This is a genomic window from Paenibacillus sp. FSL H8-0283, from assembly GCF_045040675.1.
Taxonomy (GTDB): Bacteria; Bacillota; Bacilli; order Paenibacillales; family Paenibacillaceae; genus Paenibacillus; species Paenibacillus amylolyticus.
Genome location: NZ_CP150295.1, coordinates 4,696,054 through 4,711,880, shown reverse-complemented (window position 1 = coordinate 4,711,880; position 15,827 = coordinate 4,696,054). Strand labels below are relative to the sequence as shown.

The 15,827-nt window shown below is 45.6% G+C and carries 21 protein-coding genes; 19 read left to right on the top strand and 2 right to left on the bottom strand.

Features of this window, described 5'->3' with window-relative positions:
• The first annotated feature begins 16 nt into the window (after window positions 1-16).
• The 5 genes from MHI52_RS21060 to MHI52_RS21040 all read left to right on the top strand — a co-directional run bounded on the left by MHI52_RS21060 (window position 17) and on the right by MHI52_RS21040 (window position 3,651).
• Window positions 17-1,237, top strand: a complete 1,221-nt coding sequence (locus MHI52_RS21060) for a MalY/PatB family protein (RefSeq protein WP_405157576.1) — start codon at window positions 17-19, stop codon at window positions 1,235-1,237.
• A gap of 241 nt (window positions 1,238-1,478) precedes the next feature.
• Window positions 1,479-2,147, top strand: coding sequence for a uracil-DNA glycosylase (gene ung / locus MHI52_RS21055; protein WP_405157575.1), 669 nt, complete (start codon window positions 1,479-1,481; stop codon window positions 2,145-2,147).
• 19 nt (window positions 2,148-2,166) lie between these two features.
• A complete protein-coding gene (locus tag MHI52_RS21050) occupies window positions 2,167-2,586 on the top strand; it encodes a hypothetical protein (RefSeq protein ID WP_017687369.1) in 420 nt (139 codons plus the stop codon).
• 231 nt (window positions 2,587-2,817) lie between these two features.
• Entirely contained in the window at window positions 2,818-3,402 is a 585-nt protein-coding gene (locus MHI52_RS21045) for a TIGR00730 family Rossman fold protein (RefSeq protein WP_017687370.1), read from the top strand.
• Window positions 3,403-3,522: 120 nt separating this feature from the next.
• Complete coding sequence (locus MHI52_RS21040; protein WP_255319930.1) at window positions 3,523-3,651, top strand: hypothetical protein; 129 nt, start codon at window positions 3,523-3,525, stop codon at window positions 3,649-3,651.
• Window positions 3,652-3,869: 218 nt separating this feature from the next.
• On the opposite strand, the gene MHI52_RS21035 is transcribed toward MHI52_RS21040, so the two are convergent.
• A complete protein-coding gene (locus MHI52_RS21035; RefSeq protein ID WP_036674861.1) occupies window positions 3,870-4,136 on the bottom strand; it encodes a hypothetical protein in 267 nt (88 codons plus the stop codon).
• 231 nt (window positions 4,137-4,367) lie between these two features.
• Between MHI52_RS21035 and MHI52_RS21030 the strand changes: the two genes are divergently transcribed.
• The 10 genes from MHI52_RS21030 (at window position 4,368) to MHI52_RS20985 (ending at window position 12,912) form a co-directional block, all read left to right on the top strand.
• Window positions 4,368-5,105, top strand: a complete 738-nt coding sequence (locus tag MHI52_RS21030) for a glycerophosphodiester phosphodiesterase (RefSeq protein WP_127550803.1) — start codon at window positions 4,368-4,370, stop codon at window positions 5,103-5,105.
• Between the two features lie 272 nt (window positions 5,106-5,377).
• Window positions 5,378-6,433, top strand: coding sequence for an iron ABC transporter permease (locus tag MHI52_RS21025; RefSeq protein ID WP_036614761.1), 1,056 nt, complete (start codon window positions 5,378-5,380; stop codon window positions 6,431-6,433).
• A 2-nt stretch (window positions 6,434-6,435) separates the two neighbouring features.
• A complete protein-coding gene (locus MHI52_RS21020) occupies window positions 6,436-7,467 on the top strand; it encodes an iron ABC transporter permease (RefSeq protein WP_036674863.1) in 1,032 nt (343 codons plus the stop codon).
• Window positions 7,468-7,511: 44 nt separating this feature from the next.
• A complete protein-coding gene (locus tag MHI52_RS21015) occupies window positions 7,512-9,227 on the top strand; it encodes an ABC transporter ATP-binding protein (RefSeq protein WP_076250814.1) in 1,716 nt (571 codons plus the stop codon).
• 236 nt (window positions 9,228-9,463) lie between these two features.
• Window positions 9,464-9,793, top strand: a complete 330-nt coding sequence (locus MHI52_RS21010) for a hypothetical protein (protein ID WP_127550806.1) — start codon at window positions 9,464-9,466, stop codon at window positions 9,791-9,793.
• A gap of 212 nt (window positions 9,794-10,005) precedes the next feature.
• Window positions 10,006-10,488: a DUF3221 domain-containing protein gene (locus MHI52_RS21005; protein WP_405157574.1), complete on the top strand. Its 483-nt coding sequence runs from the start codon at window positions 10,006-10,008 to the stop codon at window positions 10,486-10,488.
• Window positions 10,489-10,536: 48 nt separating this feature from the next.
• Window positions 10,537-10,968, top strand: a complete 432-nt coding sequence (locus tag MHI52_RS21000) for a DUF5071 domain-containing protein (RefSeq protein WP_405157573.1) — start codon at window positions 10,537-10,539, stop codon at window positions 10,966-10,968.
• Window positions 10,969-11,023: 55 nt separating this feature from the next.
• A complete protein-coding gene (locus tag MHI52_RS20995; RefSeq protein ID WP_127550815.1) occupies window positions 11,024-12,109 on the top strand; it encodes a DUF3626 domain-containing protein in 1,086 nt (361 codons plus the stop codon).
• A 187-nt stretch (window positions 12,110-12,296) separates the two neighbouring features.
• Window positions 12,297-12,476, top strand: a complete 180-nt coding sequence (locus MHI52_RS20990) for a ribbon-helix-helix domain-containing protein (protein ID WP_017687382.1) — start codon at window positions 12,297-12,299, stop codon at window positions 12,474-12,476.
• A 142-nt stretch (window positions 12,477-12,618) separates the two neighbouring features.
• The gene (locus MHI52_RS20985; protein WP_047843715.1) at window positions 12,619-12,912 is read left to right on the top strand and encodes a DUF6809 family protein; all 294 of its coding nucleotides are present in this window, start codon (window positions 12,619-12,621) and stop codon (window positions 12,910-12,912) included.
• A gap of 224 nt (window positions 12,913-13,136) precedes the next feature.
• On the opposite strand, the gene MHI52_RS20980 is transcribed toward MHI52_RS20985, so the two are convergent.
• Entirely contained in the window at window positions 13,137-14,039 is a 903-nt protein-coding gene (locus MHI52_RS20980) for a manganese catalase family protein (protein ID WP_091014199.1), read from the bottom strand.
• Between the two features lie 261 nt (window positions 14,040-14,300).
• Here MHI52_RS20980 and MHI52_RS20975 point away from each other — a divergent pair, with 261 nt between their 5' ends.
• The 4 genes from MHI52_RS20975 (at window position 14,301) to MHI52_RS20960 (ending at window position 15,666) form a co-directional block, all read left to right on the top strand.
• Window positions 14,301-14,609 (top strand): hypothetical protein, encoded by a 309-nt coding sequence (locus tag MHI52_RS20975; RefSeq protein ID WP_338587910.1) that lies wholly within the window; start codon window positions 14,301-14,303, stop codon window positions 14,607-14,609.
• Between the two features lie 56 nt (window positions 14,610-14,665).
• On the top strand, window positions 14,666-14,986 hold the full coding sequence (locus MHI52_RS20970; protein ID WP_405157572.1) for a DUF3889 domain-containing protein: 321 nt from the start codon (window positions 14,666-14,668) through the stop codon (window positions 14,984-14,986).
• A gap of 193 nt (window positions 14,987-15,179) precedes the next feature.
• Entirely contained in the window at window positions 15,180-15,401 is a 222-nt protein-coding gene (locus MHI52_RS20965; RefSeq protein ID WP_017687387.1) for a hypothetical protein, read from the top strand.
• Complete coding sequence (locus tag MHI52_RS20960) at window positions 15,385-15,666, top strand: hypothetical protein (protein WP_405157571.1); 282 nt, start codon at window positions 15,385-15,387, stop codon at window positions 15,664-15,666. Before MHI52_RS20965 ends, MHI52_RS20960 begins: the two co-directional genes overlap by 17 nt.
• Window positions 15,667-15,827 lie beyond the last annotated feature (161 nt).

Genomic DNA, 15,827 nt, shown 5'->3' with positions numbered 1-15,827 from the left:
TAGAGGAGCAGAAGCTATGAAATATAACTTTGATGAGATTATCGACCGCACAGGAACAAATGCGATGAATACGGATGGTTTCCGTCAATATATTTTTAACGCCACAGAGGACATGACTTTTCCATTCAAAGATGAAGAATTCATTCGCATGTGGATTGCAGATATGGAATTTGCCACACCTCCCGAGATTCTGGATGCAGTTAAGGAACGTCTGGACCGTAGAATCATGGGTTACTCTCAGGTATTTGATCCGGCATACTATGAAGCTGTCTCGAACTGGATGAAAAGATACTATGACTGGTCCTTCCCGCAGGAACATTTGGAGACCTCAAACGGGATCATCCCCGCTTTATATGAACTGGTGGAATATATCTGTCAATCGGATGAGAAAGTACTGATCGTAACCCCGTCTTATGGTTTCTTCAAGTCAGCTGCGGAGCATAACAATCTTGAACTGGTGTGTTCGGATATGATCAACGATCAGGGGCGTTACTCGATTGATTTTGAGGATTTTGAAGCCAAGGCCAAGGATGAGAAGGTAAGGGTATGTATTTTCTGTAACCCGCATAATCCATCTGGACGTGTCTGGACAACCGAAGAGTTACAACGTGTGGGTGAGATCTGCCTGCGGAACAATGTATGGATTATTTCGGATGAAATTCACTGTGATCTGCTGCGGACTGGCAAAAGACATACGCCACTTGCAAAGCTGTTCCCGGATACGGATCGAATCATTACATGCATGTCCCCGAGCAAAACATTTAACATGGCTGGTCTGATGTTCTCTAATGTCATCATTCCGAATAAGGCACTTCGAGACATCTGGCAGGCACGCCATTATGGTTTCAAAAACCCACTGAGCATCGCTGCCACTCGAGCGGCTTACGAAACGGGTGATGAATGGCTGAAACAATTAAAAGGTTATTTAGACGCCAATTTCGCCTGCGTAGAACAGTATGTGAAGCAGCATCTGCCACGGGCTGTTTTTCATATCCCGGAAGCCACGTATCTGGCCTGGATCGATATCTCGGCATATGCTCCACAAAATGTAAGTTTACCTTTATTCTTCGCTGAACAAGCGGGTGTATTGCTTGAAGATGGTCATATGTTTGTAGCGAATGGCGAGGGTTGTATTCGGTTGAATCTGGCTTGTCCGCGTTCTGTTCTTCAGGAAGGATTACGGAGAATCAGCAGTGTGCTTGTGAAAGAAGTCGAAGAGGTACCCGTACAAGTATAAAGTCATCAAGTCACCACGCAATAGCGTGGTGACTTTTTTGTATGAGTATACGGAATGTAGCAAAAATACGATTTTTTTTGAGGTGAACGTACACCCTGATGCGCAATTCTGGTCTGCTGTCCCCGGTTATGTTAAAATGGTGGATAGTCTATGAGTTGCATGACATGCGGCTCTCAGAAGGAAGAGCCCAGTAGTTGGGCTGAACGAAACTGTATTCATCAGGGGAAAGGAGCCTATACATATGTTTGGAAACGATTGGGACAAGGTGATTCAGGAAGAGACGGAAGCCGACTATTTTAACAAGATTCGTTACACTCTCGCCGCCGAGTACAAAACGCAGACGGTCTTTCCGCCCAAAGAAGACCTGTTCTCCGCACTGAAGCTGACGCCATATCATCAGGTTAAGGCCGTTATTATTGGACAGGACCCTTATCACGGAGCGGGACAAGCTCATGGATTAAGTTTTTCGGTTAGACCGGGGGTACGTGTACCGCCTTCTCTGAAAAATATATATAAGGAACTTCAGGCCGATCTGGACCTGCCCATTCCGAATCATGGATCTCTGGTTCATTGGGCGCAGCAGGGAGTCTTGCTATTAAATGCCGTTCTGACGGTCCGTGAAGGTCAGCCAAACTCCCATCAGGCATTGGGCTGGCAGACGTTTACGGATGCTGTCATTCGTGCGCTGAATGAACGTTCAGAGCCGATGGTATATATGCTGTGGGGGAGCCATGCCCAGAAGAAAGGTGCATTTATTAACAGGGACAAGCACCTGGTACTGGAGTCTACACATCCCAGTCCGCTGGCTGCGCATCGTGGATTCCTCGGCAGTCGTCCCTTTTCCAAAGCCAATGATTTCTTGACCTCCAAAGGTATTAAACCGATCGATTGGAAGATACCTGAAAACTAGACAGATGGAGGTGAGAACATTGCGACATTGGATAGGACGAAAAGTAGCGGTATATCGTGCAACAGGCATACGGGAGCCATTAAAGGGAACGCTGGTCGAGTGGGATGAAGAAGCGGAATGTGTACGAATCGGACCGAAACGGATTAAGGTATCGTTTGACAATATCGCAATGATCAGACCTCTTCCCGAAGAGAGTCTTCCCTTAAAGAAAGCACGTTCTGAAGTGCACAAGGTTGGATATGTGATGAAAAAGGCGATTCAGTTCGAAAATGCGATCTATTTCAAGTCACAGGTGATGATCTGGCGCCGTGCCAAAATAGTAGCGTTATCTACGACGATTCTGCGTCATGACGAGGATCAGGTTGAACTTGCAGATGGTCGGGTTCTTCGTAAAGACAAGCATATGTTTGTCGTACGTTCACGCCGTGGCATACGTTAGATATACGAAGATTTAATATTCATTTCATGCAAAGATCATACGGATTTAATATTTGGTCTGTATATTAGGTAATAACAACCCCTTCTAAATTGATGTGTATTGAAATGGGAGCCCGACCGGCTGCAAACGGTCGGGTTTTTTTTGTCCATTGGTTCTGTTAACCTGTTGTACATACCCATAACATTCATGTTATATATTATTAAAATAGATCATGAGAAGGAGTGAAACCCAATGAAACGTATAGCTGTTTTTGCAGGCTCCAATCCGGGAAATCACCCCGATTATACAGAGAAGGCTGTTCAACTGGGCAAACAGATTGCTGATAGTGGTTATGCACTGGTCTATGGTGGTTCTTGCATGGGCTTGATGGGTGCAGTAGCCGATGCTGCTCTTGAGCAAGGGGGAGAGGTAATCGGGGTTATGCCTACTGGATTGTTCCGGGGCGAGGTTGTTCATGGAGGGCTCACACAACTGATTGAAGTGGGAACCATGCATGAACGGAAGGCTACGATGGCTGAATTATCCGATGGATTCATTGCACTTCCCGGAGGTATGGGTACATTTGAAGAACTATTCGAGGTGCTGTGCTGGGCACAGATCGGTATTCATCGTAAGCCTGTCGGTTTATTGAATGTCAACGGGTATTATGGACCGCTGATGAAGATGGTAGAACACAGCGTACAGGAAGGATTTTCCAATACCTCCCATCTCAGTCTATGGAGTCTGGAAGCTGATCCGGCTGAACTGATCAAACAAATGTCATCCTATATTCCTGCAGAGCTGACTCAGAAGTGGTCACAACTCAACGGGAAATGAGTGCATAAGAAGACGGACCTGAACCTACTCGTTCCTCGGGAGAATTTTCGATCTGCCCAAGCAAGTTGCGCTATCGGACATAGTCTATAGTGTACTTCGATGAAGAGGGGAGTGTCACTCATGAGCGAACTCAAAGGTACAGGTTACGGATATTGCGGAGGCTTCGGTGGTGGAGCATGGACATCAACAGGTGCAATTCTGGTATTGTTCATTCTGTTGGTTATTATCTCTCGCACATTCATTCTGTAATTCGGTCAGTATCCCGGGACGGGGATTAAGCTGCAGAGGCAGCGCCCGAATAAAAAATGACCTTTCCAAAGAGACGCCGGTATATGCCGGCGTTTCAGGGGAACGGTTTTTTGACGTTTCCAGCATACGTTGAGTAATTGAAAAAGTAAAAACCTGCCCCTGAATAAGGTCAGAAGCAGGAGAGAGCCTCCTGAGCCATTAGCTGCACAACAAGCAGCTTACACCACAACAGCAGTTTGATCCGGATTACTTAACGATTTCCAGGCGATATATAGCCCGATGGCGGCTGCAATTAAGGAGAGTATTGCTGCAACAATAGCCAGCTGATCCAGTGTGTTGGGTGAACTGGAGTTAAGAGAACGCTGATTAGCCGTCTTACCGGATTTGTTTTTGATATGGACAGATGTTCTGGAAAGCCTGGAAGCCGACTGTAACTGGGATGTGTGAGGACGCGTAGGTATCGATTTTTTCTTTGAGGGATTCAATAGTCAACCTCCTTATAACGGAGTTCAGTGCTTCCATCGTTCATACTATGTTATGTCGATTTTCAGATTGAGTTCGCAAAAATGAGTGAATCCCCAGCCCGTTAGATGTTGAACCCGTTCGCTAGTATCAGCGAAGCAGGTAACCCATTATACGCTCTGTTAATACAGGTCTAACAAACGGTGTTTATAGTAAGGATCATAGAGTGAAGCTTGAACACAGGAGGCGCTGGAATGAGGAACTTGGAGATTATTGCCCACCGCGGTGCATCTGCCGTATGCCCGGAGAATACGATGAGCGCTTTTGAACGGAGTCTGGAGCTTGGAGCGACAGGCATTGAAACCGACGTGCAGATGACGAGTGATGGCAGACTGGTACTGATTCATGATGAGACGTTAAACCGAACTGGCGGCGCAGAAGACTGGGTTAAGGATACGACTTACGATCAATTGCGCACACGGGATGCGGGGTCCTGGTTCCATGCTGATTTTACCGGGGAACGTATTCCTTCTCTGGAGGAGTTATTCAAGCTGGTACAGGGGAAAGGAACACTGCTTAATCTGGAATTGAAAAATGGTATTGTGAGTTATAAGGGGATGGAAGAGAAGGTTATACAGGCAATCCGGGACTGGAATTTGGAGCAACAGGTCGTGCTGTCCAGCTTCAATCATGCTTCGCTTGTGAGATGTAAACGTCTTGCCCCGGAGATTCGTACAGCACTTCTATATATGGAAAAGTTATATCGACCCTATGATTATGCCGCCAAACTCGAAGCTACCGGCCTTCATCCCTACAAGCTGGCAGTCACACAGGAAGATGTTGCTGCTGCACTTGCACATGGCGTTGTTACCTATCCATTTACGGTGAATGATCCTGCTGAGATGCAGGCCATGATTGACATGGGTGTGCAAGGGATCATTACCGATGTTCCGGATGTCCTGGCATCCTTACTTACGGTACATGCCCGTTAAATGAGTCTGTATTTTACATGTTCTACATATGCAATGATAAGGCTGTGTACGAGCTTTTTGGCTCTTGCGCAGCCTTTTTGCGTGTGAAATTGTGTGCAAATATTCATATATGCAATAAACATGTCCTATTTGTCCATTGCCAGAGCCGGTGGATTCACTTACAATGGTCTATGGGAATGAGAATCAATATCATTAAAGTTCGGTATTCATAGAGAGGTGATTGTTATGTACATAGGTTTGAGCAGCTCCACTCATAACGAGGGTGGGCGCGTATGAGTTCACAAGCTTCACCAGAAAAACATAATCCGGATTCACCCACAGCGAAGATACACACTCGTCCGTGGGCGGCCACACTTATTCTTACAGGGGGAGTTTTGCTACTCGCTCTGGGTATGGCGTTGTCCATTTCTTTTGGCGCTGCTGATATTAAGCTTAGTGTAGTCTGGAAGGCCATCTTTGACTTCAATCCTGAGCTGACTCCACATCAGATCATATGGGAGATTCGGTTGCCACGTATCCTTGGAGGAGCAATGGTAGGTGCATGTTTCGCTGTAGCTGGTGCGATCATGCAGGGCATGACTCGTAACCCGCTGGCCGATTCAGGTCTGCTTGGGTTAAATGCAGGAGCTGGATTTGCGCTTGCAGTTTGTTTTGCCTTCTTCCCTGGCTTGCCATTTATGTATATCATCATGTATTCCTTCCTTGGTGCGGGGCTTGGTGTCCTGTTGGTGTATGGTTTTGGTGCAGCTTCTAAATCAGGCCTTACACCACTACGCCTTGTGCTTGCAGGTGCGGCTGTATCTGCGATGTTGTCGGCACTCAGTGAAGGGATTGCATTATATTTCAGAATTGGACAAGATTTGGCTTTCTGGACAGCTGGTGGTGTAGCCGGAACGAAGTGGTCTCAACTTGAGGTCATGTTCCCCTGGGTACTCGCGGCACTGATCGCAGGTCTTCTCATCTCCCGTTCCATTACTCTGCTTAGTCTCGGAGAAGATATTGCGGTGGGCTTGGGGCAACGTACTGGGCTGATCAAGCTCATAGGCCTGATTGTTGTACTGATTCTCGCGGGTACAGCTGTGTCCGTGGTGGGTGCGGTCGGTTTTGTTGGACTCATTATTCCCCATCTCACGCGGAAGCTGGTTGGGGTAGATTATCGCTGGATTATTCCATGTTCCGCTGTGATGGGCAGTCTGTTGCTTGTATTTGCGGATCTGGCTGCACGTATGATTAACCCGCCGTACGAGACGCCAATTGGCGCTTTGGTTGCCCTCATCGGGGTACCATTCTTCCTGTATCTGGCGCGTAAAGAAAGGAGGACTCTGTAACGATGGAATCCTCAACAATTGTTGGAGCAGAGCGCAAGAAGAGAACCAAGAGTACGATTGTCCTCATTGTGCTTGCCCTATTAATTATTACGGCTTTTGTGGTGAGCATGAACACAGGTTTTACCAAGCTTTCGCCGCTTGAGGTGTTGCGAACCCTGTTTGGTGGAGGCACGGCGAAACAGGAATTGATCCTGTTTGAATTCCGTCTGCCACGTATTGTGATTTCGGTGCTGGTCGGGGCCGGACTTGCGTTATCTGGTTGTATTTTGCAGGGAGTATCTCGGAATGCATTGGCAGATCCGGGGATCCTGGGGATTAATGCAGGTGCTGGTCTGGTCGTCATGTTATTTGTTTCCTTTTTCCCGACAACGACAGCAGCGCCGGTATTTCTTTTGCCAATTCTGGCCCTGATCGGTTCCGGTTTTGCTGCATTTCTGATCTATGTTCTCTCTTACAAAAAAGGAGAGGGCATTATGCCTACTCGTATGTTACTTACGGGGATCGGGGTAGCGGCGGGAATCAGTTCTGCCATGATCGTACTTACGTTACGGCTTAGTCCGGAAAAGTATCAATTTGTAGCTACCTGGATGGCAGGCAGCATCTGGGGTTCGAACTGGAAATTTGTAACGGCATTGCTACCGTTTCTTATTATTCTTGTCCCGCTTGTTCTGTATAAGGCACGTGTATTGAACGTACTGAATCTGGGGGACCAGACTGCAAGCGGACTCGGGACTCCGGTTGAGCGTGAGCGACTGATTTTGCTTGCGGCTGCTGTAGGACTTGCCGGCTCATGTGTATCTGTGAGTGGGGGGATCGGTTTTGTAGGTCTGATCGGACCGCATTTGGCACGTCGTCTGGTGGGTCCAAAACATCAATTCCTGTTACCCGCATCTGCGCTGATTGGTTCATTGCTTGTGCTGGTTGCAGATACGCTGGGTCGTGTCATCCTGCAGCCTTCGGAGATTCCTGCGGGGATCCTGGTTGCCATTATTGGTGCGCCATACTTCCTGTACCTCTTAAGCAAGACGAAATAGAACGTAATCATCATTGTGTGATTGCATAAGGAGGACTTCAGTCCATGCTTCGCCGTTTCTTTGCCTATTATAGGCCTTACAAAAAGCTCTTTATTCTTGACTTCAGTTGTGCGATTTTAGTCGCCCTGCTGGAGCTGGCATTTCCACTGGCGGTCAACCGGGTAGTTGATGATCTGCTGCCAGGCGGCCGCTGGGACTGGATTCTATGGGCGTGTCTGGCATTGCTCGGCATCTACTTATTGAATTCATTTCTCAACTTCGTGGTTACTTATTGGGGACACAAGCTCGGTATTAACATTGAGACGGATATGCGTAAAAGTCTGTTCAATCATGTGCAGAAGTTATCGTTCCGTTTCTTCGATAATACAAAAACAGGACACCTCGTGTCCCGCATGACTAACGACTTGATGGATATCGGTGAGATTGCCCATCATGGTCCAGAGGATGTATTTATCGCGGTCATGACGCTAATTGGTGCATTCAGCATCATGATGAGTATTAACGGGAATCTGGCGGTGTTAACCTTTATCATCGTACCGCTGATTATTTATCTGTCGCTCTACTTTGGTAGCAAAATGTCCAAGGCATTCAGCCGAATGTTTGGTGATATTGCGGACTTCAACGCTCGCGTAGAGAACAATATTACAGGTATCCGTGTTGTTCAGGCTTTTGCTAATGAAGAGCATGAAAAAGCACAATTCGCTGTGAACAACGGTCGTTTCCGTCAGACCAAACTAATCGCATACAAAATCATGGCCTGGAACTCCTCTGTCAGTTATATGCTGATGAAGTTGGTATCCCTCTTTGTCCTGGTATGCGGAACGTGGTTTGTCATTCAAGGCAGTATGACCTACGGTCAGTTCATTGCATTTATTATGCTGTCCAATGTGTTCCTGACACCGATCCAGAAGATCAACTCGGTTATTGAGACGTATCCAAAAGGGATTGCAGGCTTCAAACGTTATACGGAGCTACTCGATATGGAACCGGATGTGGAAGATCGTCCAGGAGCCGTTACGGTATCCCATTTGCGTGGAGATATCCGTTATGAGCAAGTGACCTTTGGTTATTCCGATCAGGAACCTGTTCTCAAAGGTATTGATCTAAACGTACGTGCAGGTGAAACTGTAGCGCTTGTCGGTCCATCGGGGGCAGGTAAAACAACGCTATGCAGTCTGCTGCCGCGGTTCTATGATGTGCTGGAAGGTCGCATCACAATCGATGGGCAGGAGATACAGGATATGACACTAGACTCGTTGCGTAGTCATATCGGGATTGTACAACAGGACGTGTTCCTCTTCGATGGAAGCATTCGGGAGAACATTGCCTACGGTAAGCTGGATGCATCCGAAGAAGAAATCTGGATGGCCGCTAGACGTGCCCAGATGGAACCTTTGATTCAATCCATGCCGGAAGGATTGGATACGTTAATTGGTGAACGCGGTGTGAAGCTGTCCGGTGGACAGAAACAGCGTTTGTCTATTGCCCGTATGTTCCTGAAAAACCCACCAATTCTGATCCTGGACGAAGCCACATCCGCGCTGGATACAGAAACGGAAGCGGCGATTCAGCAATCCCTTGCTGAACTGTCCGAGGGCCGGACCACACTGGTTATTGCTCACCGATTGGCTACGATCAAAAATGCAGACCGCATTATTGTCGTTGCTGAACAAGGCATTACGGAGCAGGGACGTCATGAAGAATTACTCGCAGCAGGTGGGGTGTACAGCCGCCTTCACTATGCGCAGTTTGGCGCGTAACCTATCCTATCCTATGTGGATGTAACAATGTAAATACGAGAAGTAACGCCATCGTTCTTGACTTGGAAGGAGTCAGGACGTTGGCGTTTTTTTCTTTTTCATGATCAATTGTGGGTCAGGGGTACTGTGCTCATATCTGCCTGTGATCATGGATATGGAAACGGGTAATATAGTAAAGAGAACACTTAACGTGTAAGATATGTTCATCATCTTGCAAGATATAGGAGGTACACGATATGCAGTTGAATGATATGCTGAAAATTCTTATAACCTGTCTATTATTTATTCTGATTTGGTGGCTACTGACTCAAGGGATTCGCAAACTTTCCAGTACTCGTGCGGGGTCCGGTTTACAACGCTGGGGTGGATGGTCCATTGGACTTTTCGTTGTTGGCGCCGTGCCACTCGGTTTTTCGCTATACACAGAGATCTTTGATAAGCGCCTGGATGCCAACATCGGGTTGGGGCTTGCCATGTTTTTTGTATGGGCTTATTGTGTGATCTTGTTGTGTGCGGCGTTGGTGGTATGGGGAAGGTACGTGTATAAAAGGGATATGAAGAAGTGAATATTTGGGTTGATCGTGTTGAGCCCGTCAGGAAGTTAAGGGTGAGCTAACCGCTGTATTTGTAACAATAAACTGATATGGAACGTTAAATTTAGAAAGAGGTGTTATTAAAGGGGGATTTACAGATGTCCAATCTTCATCGAGTCCTCATATTGCTCTCAATCCTAATCGTATGCCTTACGGGATGATCAGGATCAAACGAATGCAACTCTGTGCAGACTCAAGCGAATGCACCAAGTGAAGATGGATTCACTGGTTATGTGGTTGAACGCAAAGACAATTCCATTCTTGTGGTTGATCCTGCATATGAGGATTTCAGTGCGAACGGAGGAGGAAGTCGGTATTATCCGGCAAAATGGTTCTCCAATGCGCCTGATCCGCAGATCGGCTCTTATGTTGAAGTCTGGACGGATGGAGGCCCGGAAAATCAACCCTATCCTGGGGAGGCCAGAGCAGAAAAGATAGCGGTATCTTGTCCAAATACTCCAGACGGTGCTCATCTAAGTGAGGCGGACGCTATTCGAGGTGGACTATATTCACCAGATGGAGAAAAAGTACGTGTTCCTGTGATTGAAGATGTACAATTCTATCAGGATGCAGGAACGTGGGTGATTCGCATAAGAGACGCGATGTCAACAACGAAGAATCAAGATGAAATTGAGATCAGAGTAGAGGATATAGAGCCAGTAGAGTAACAGAGGGAGTTTATGATTTTGCACATTGAGATGAGGAAGGAAGTTTAAATGGATTTTAGGGAGTGCCTTCCCCGCGATAAGTTTGATTATGAAGCGGTGCGTAAGTTAAGTGAGTTCAGTGATGTCGAATTAAAAGTTATCATCCCAGAGCTTATGGAGTGGTTGCAAGACGGGAATTGGCCTATCTCTAAGCCGGTAGAGGATATACTATTGAGACTAGGCGAGGACTTAGTTCCTCATATTAAGGATGTATTGCAAACCCAAGATTCTACTTGGGAATATTTTATTTTGGTTGGATTAATTGATCGATTGCCTGTACCTCATCTAAGCATATTACGGTCGGATTTGGTAAGGATACTTGAGTCTCCTACACATGATGAGATACTAGAGGGGTTGGATGAGGTTATAATGGAACTTTTGGAAAAGATGAAGGGAGACCAACGAGAGGTAAGTGGGGATATTAGGCTACAATCTATATGATAAACAAGGAAACCGCCATTATGATTTTATAAAAAGGGAAAGGACTCCTCTGCCCATGAAACTATCAAGGTCTCAGCAATTAGCTCAAGAGCATGTAACCAATTATGCAAGAAGCCGCAAAAATGAGGCGGAGCAAACCATTAGAGAAATCCTTCGTATGTCCAACATCGAGCTGAAGACATTTGAAAAAGCTATCAATAAACTAAAATCTCATGCAAGTATTGCGCTACACTTTCACCCAGATCGATTAGATCCGACCATGAAAAGCGTGGCTGAAGCACTACTTGAGCAGGGAGTTTATAAAAGTCAGTTTGAGACTTTCTTATCGAATGGAAGTGTATCCGCATTTTCAGGTGGTGAACGTGACGTTTGGGAAAATAAAATGTTTGGCGGAGCGTACCAAATAAATGGCTCAACCAATAGTGAACGGCCCAAGTATGGGGCACTCAATGTTATGTTACATCCCGATGGACCTGCTCCGCGTTTTGGATCATGTTACTTCCTTTTATCCACTGAGGTCTCTCAACGTTGCACGTATACATATTTGGATTCTCACCAAGACCCCGAGGAAAAGGGAACGTATGAGGAATTTGACCTCATTTTGGCTGCTCTTATGAGGGATGTATTCAATAGTGGTTTTGCCATTGGTGAAAGAAATCTAACGGTTCAAAAGTTAATCGATCATATGCTCGTCAATCTTGAGAAACCATTCCAAAATCCATCTAACCAAGAGCCAAACCGAAATCTGGACCATTATATCGAAGCTCAGGTTCATGGTGATATTTCCCTTGAAAAAGATGTAGAGTTGCTTGTTGCCGACCCATCATTTAAAGGCACACATACAGGAAGAATCTTAGAGCAGATATGTTTAAAGTATTCCATTGATCTCCATTGGCACATGGGCTTTACACTATTGGTTGATGACGTTCCAATGGATTTTCGAGGTACTTCGATGCCTTCATTAGCCAAAAGAATTGCAAAAAGTGATTTGATTGATGCAGATATCATTGGTTCCGCAGCTATGGACTTGAAACGAAACCCAAGCCATTGGAGCGATAGAGGAACCTACAGAGAAGTTCTACAAGAGTTAAAATTACTCTGGCATGTCTTAGTGAGATATGGAAAGCCAATGGAAGAGTGAATAGTATTCTAACAACTTTGAGCGCCTAGCCGTTCAAGGTTGTTTTTTTATCATTCAAACGGATTATAGACTATACATTTATCTATGAATCTGCTGTCACAAAAACGAACGTATGTTTTACAAATACATTGACTTTTTGTCCTGACAACATTATATTATTGTCAGGACAAAAAAAGAGGTGAAGCAAATGTCCGCCAAAAAGATGGGGCGGCCTAAATCTGACAAACCCAAAAGCAGAACGATTGAGATACGTGTTGACGAGGAAATTATGAACAAGCTCGATATTTCGGCTGAGAAGCTGAATACGAACCGATCAGACATCGTTCGCAAAGGGATAGAGAAGATTTACGACGAACTCCAAAAATGAAAAAAGGAAGCAGCGTAAGTCCCACGAAGAACACCGCTGCTTCCTATCCCGCAATCACTTAAATGAGCGACTGCATAAATATCCTACCATGTGCAGAACGTTCATTCAAGTGAGGTGCGAATTGATATACAGGAGGATGCACATGAATTCGATATTAGAAGCATTATATAATGGACGACTTCGACCGGATGAGATGATGATGCCGACACATCCTGAATACCAAGCGTTAGGGCGGCAGATTGCAGCTCTGACAGAGCAATGGAAGAATCGTTTGAGTGAGAATGAATTTCTTGAGCTTGAACAGTTATTTGACTTGTGTGGCAGATGTGAGGGCATGCATACGGAAGCAGCGTTTGCACAAGGTTTTCGTCTGGGTGCCAACATGCTAATTGAAGTCATGAGTCAGCGTGAGGAATCGGTGTTGGAGTTTAACTAAGTTTAACGATGTCAGCAGAGATCCGGTTTACTTTTACAGCTAAGTTCTCAGGAAATGACGTGCATACAACATACTTATTTTGCACCATAAAATTGTATCATAAATTTAGTATAACAAAGCCCTCCAATCCTCTCTGCATTAAGCAGCAGGGTTCGAGGGCTTCACTTAAACATAGAGTTAAAAAACCTATATATAGGGAAAGAACCTGTTAAACAAATTGTTCCTTAATCCGCAATATTCCCCGCCATTTTTAGACGACGTGCAATTTCCTTAAAGTCTTCTTGTGAGATGCCCGGTGCAAATTCTTCCTCGACCGCAGGAGCTTCTGGAATCGGGAATCCTTCAGGTATCCCTTGGATGACTTCAAGAGGTTGTCCATCTTCGGGGTGAGTTCCTTTCCAGATCTGACCGATCGCATTGAAATCTTTATCACTATAGGTGTACAGCTTGGTGTGTACCCCTTTTTCTTCATATTTGCGAGCCTCGTTGAAGGCTTTGTTGTTCAGTGAAGGAATAGGAACCAGCTTGGTCACATTTACGCCAGTTGCAATCTCAAGTGCTTTTGCATATGCCACGACATGCACACCGCCACGTACCAGCAGGAAACCAACCACTTCCCGGGCTGCCGGGTGATCCGTCATCTCATATACTTTCATTTTATGGGTACGAGCGCCACATTCTAGGAAGAAGTTATGCAGTAGATCCTCGACCAGATTGCCGCTGTTGAAGACGTTTGCTCCCGTCCATGGATTACCCATAGAGTCAAAAGGCATTGCGCCTTGTGCACCTGCCAGGTAGTGATACGACAGACGAGCATCTTTTACGGAACCTAGCGGTGTATCGTCGGGTTCTTTGTACTCGGTTGAACCTCTGAGGCACTTGTTAATACCATGAGACACGAGTTCAACATGACCCAATTCTTCGGCCGTAATGCTCATGACGAGGTCATAGAAGGGCTTCAGCTTTTCTTTGGATCGAAAATTAAAAGATTGATAGAGGTAGTTGTTCAACGTTGACATTTCTCCGAATTTGCCGCCGAGTAATTCTTGTATAGCTGCTGCAGCATTCGGATCTGGCTTCTCGACATTGGGAATCTCAATCAGGATTTCATCCAAGCGTTTGAACATTCGGGTGTAACCTCCTCTTATTGGTATTGCAGATCGTGTAGAGTTTCAGATCGTGAAGTCACTCTGTCATGGCCTATTACACGTTTATTGGGTTTTTTAAACAAAAAATCAACCAAATGGGACTTTAGCATCGCATAACGCATGCCCCAACTCTTCTCCCATTTGTTATTTCCAATACGGTCAAATTTATGTATAATCAAACATTCAAACGAGTCTTCACGTACAAGAGAAAAGAGTCATGAATCCATAAAGGAGTAAGAGATGAACAAGCGTTGGATACAAATAGTTGGGATTGTGATGTTTCTAATGATTCAAATGTACATAAGCAGCGAGCCTGCCACAGCATATGACGTTACGAACGAGGTTCAGGTGGATGAACAAACGAGGCAAAGGCTTGAAAAGAAATACGGGTTGGAACGTCCTGAGGAGCCGAAGACACAACAACACTTTTTCTCGGGTGACTGGGGAATGAGTTTCCGGACGGAGCCTCCTGATTCGTTTGACCGACTTGTTCATGTGGTTCCTTTTTCCCTACGGCCACTGGCCTGGATCTTTCGTTTATTCGTGTAAAATGAAACCCGGACGGGCAATATAACAGAAACATATTGTCCCAAGGAGTGAGTGAAATGAGAATGCTCATCGTTACCGTCATGTCGGTAGTTCTGAGTTTAGCCGGAATTACATCAGGCACAGGCGCCGCCATCCCTGATTATGCGAAGTGGGGAATTATTGCGGTCAAAGAAACACAGACCAAGTATAATGTGGATATTTTGGACTATAAGCATATCGGTCGCACCTCTCTAACAGCAGATCAATCACGGGAACAGTTCAAGCTATGGGTTCGTGCGAAAGACGGCAAACAATTCGCAGTCTATGTGAATGTTGATTTTAATCCATCTACACAGCAGTTAAAGAAAGTAGAATTTTCGGAATCGGATCGACACTGATCCGCTGAACTTGGTCATTACAAGCCATGTTTTCATATTAGCTATACTATGGGTTGAACCAGACTGCCTTAATCATTAAGGTGAAAGTCTGGTTTTTTTTATTTTACAAAATCCTTTTTTTACTATTGAATAAAGAACTTATGTTCGCATATAATATGAAATACAAACAAACGTTCTTATCGGAGGGATGATTATGCTAGGGAAATATATTGGCCAGATGGTGGAGCTTGTCTACATGGATCGTGCAGGGCAGATTACGCAGCGACAGATTCGAATTAACAGTGTACGTGGCGGGATGATTAGAGCATCAGCGGGAAAAGAAGGTTCGCCCCGAACATTTCTGGAGCAAGGTATTCTGGCATGGCGTCCTGTTACCGATCTGAATGGGGAGGTAAAGTATGCTGAACGACTTTGAACGCAAGATTTTGCGTATTATGGTGAACTATGCAGGACAACGGCGCAGGCTGCCGCGTATGGATGAACTGGAGAACAAGACGGGACGAAGCAGAGCTTACATTCATGAGTCTTTGCTGGAGCTTGAACGCACCGGGCACATCGCGTGGGGGAGCAGGTCTACTCTGGAAGGGATACAGATTTTGCAGGCATGGGAACAGGTACAACAACCGATTCGCAAAAGCCAGCCTTCCGGTGATTCCGTAAAATATTTTACGGACTACTAGGTGTGTCTCAAACTTAAGCAAGCTATACGATGATGGATGTCAGCATCTAAACAGTCTGGGAGTCCAAGTTGGCTGATCCTGGCGAATGAGTAGATGATTTTCTAAGGAACACAGGACGTCTTATTAGGCCTTCCGCTCTCTTTTTAGATTATAAGGAATAT

Excerpts from the sequence above, each read along its gene's own strand:
- MHI52_RS21060 (WP_405157576.1), top strand. The coding sequence starts at position 17 with ATGAAATATAACTTTGATGAGATTATCGACCGCACAGGAACAAATGCG.
- ung (WP_405157575.1), top strand. The coding sequence starts at position 1,479 with ATGTTTGGAAACGATTGGGACAAGGTGATTCAGGAAGAGACGGAAGCC.
- MHI52_RS21045 (WP_017687370.1), top strand. The coding sequence starts at position 2,818 with ATGAAACGTATAGCTGTTTTTGCAGGCTCCAATCCGGGAAATCACCCC.
- MHI52_RS21040 (WP_255319930.1), top strand. The coding sequence starts at position 3,523 with ATGAGCGAACTCAAAGGTACAGGTTACGGATATTGCGGAGGCTTCGGT.
- MHI52_RS21030 (WP_127550803.1), top strand. The coding sequence starts at position 4,368 with ATGAGGAACTTGGAGATTATTGCCCACCGCGGTGCATCTGCCGTATGC.
- MHI52_RS21025 (WP_036614761.1), top strand. The coding sequence starts at position 5,378 with ATGAGTTCACAAGCTTCACCAGAAAAACATAATCCGGATTCACCCACA.
- MHI52_RS21020 (WP_036674863.1), top strand. The coding sequence starts at position 6,436 with ATGGAATCCTCAACAATTGTTGGAGCAGAGCGCAAGAAGAGAACCAAG.
- MHI52_RS21015 (WP_076250814.1), top strand. The coding sequence starts at position 7,512 with ATGCTTCGCCGTTTCTTTGCCTATTATAGGCCTTACAAAAAGCTCTTT.
- MHI52_RS21010 (WP_127550806.1), top strand. The coding sequence starts at position 9,464 with ATGCAGTTGAATGATATGCTGAAAATTCTTATAACCTGTCTATTATTT.
- MHI52_RS21000 (WP_405157573.1), top strand. The coding sequence starts at position 10,537 with ATGGATTTTAGGGAGTGCCTTCCCCGCGATAAGTTTGATTATGAAGCG.
- MHI52_RS20995 (WP_127550815.1), top strand. The coding sequence starts at position 11,024 with ATGAAACTATCAAGGTCTCAGCAATTAGCTCAAGAGCATGTAACCAAT.
- MHI52_RS20990 (WP_017687382.1), top strand. The coding sequence starts at position 12,297 with ATGTCCGCCAAAAAGATGGGGCGGCCTAAATCTGACAAACCCAAAAGC.
- MHI52_RS20985 (WP_047843715.1), top strand. The coding sequence starts at position 12,619 with ATGAATTCGATATTAGAAGCATTATATAATGGACGACTTCGACCGGAT.
- MHI52_RS20980 (WP_091014199.1), bottom strand. The coding sequence starts at position 14,039 with ATGTTCAAACGCTTGGATGAAATCCTGATTGAGATTCCCAATGTCGAG.
- MHI52_RS20975 (WP_338587910.1), top strand. The coding sequence starts at position 14,301 with ATGAACAAGCGTTGGATACAAATAGTTGGGATTGTGATGTTTCTAATG.
- MHI52_RS20970 (WP_405157572.1), top strand. The coding sequence starts at position 14,666 with ATGAGAATGCTCATCGTTACCGTCATGTCGGTAGTTCTGAGTTTAGCC.
- MHI52_RS20965 (WP_017687387.1), top strand. The coding sequence starts at position 15,180 with ATGCTAGGGAAATATATTGGCCAGATGGTGGAGCTTGTCTACATGGAT.
- MHI52_RS20960 (WP_405157571.1), top strand. The coding sequence starts at position 15,385 with ATGCTGAACGACTTTGAACGCAAGATTTTGCGTATTATGGTGAACTAT.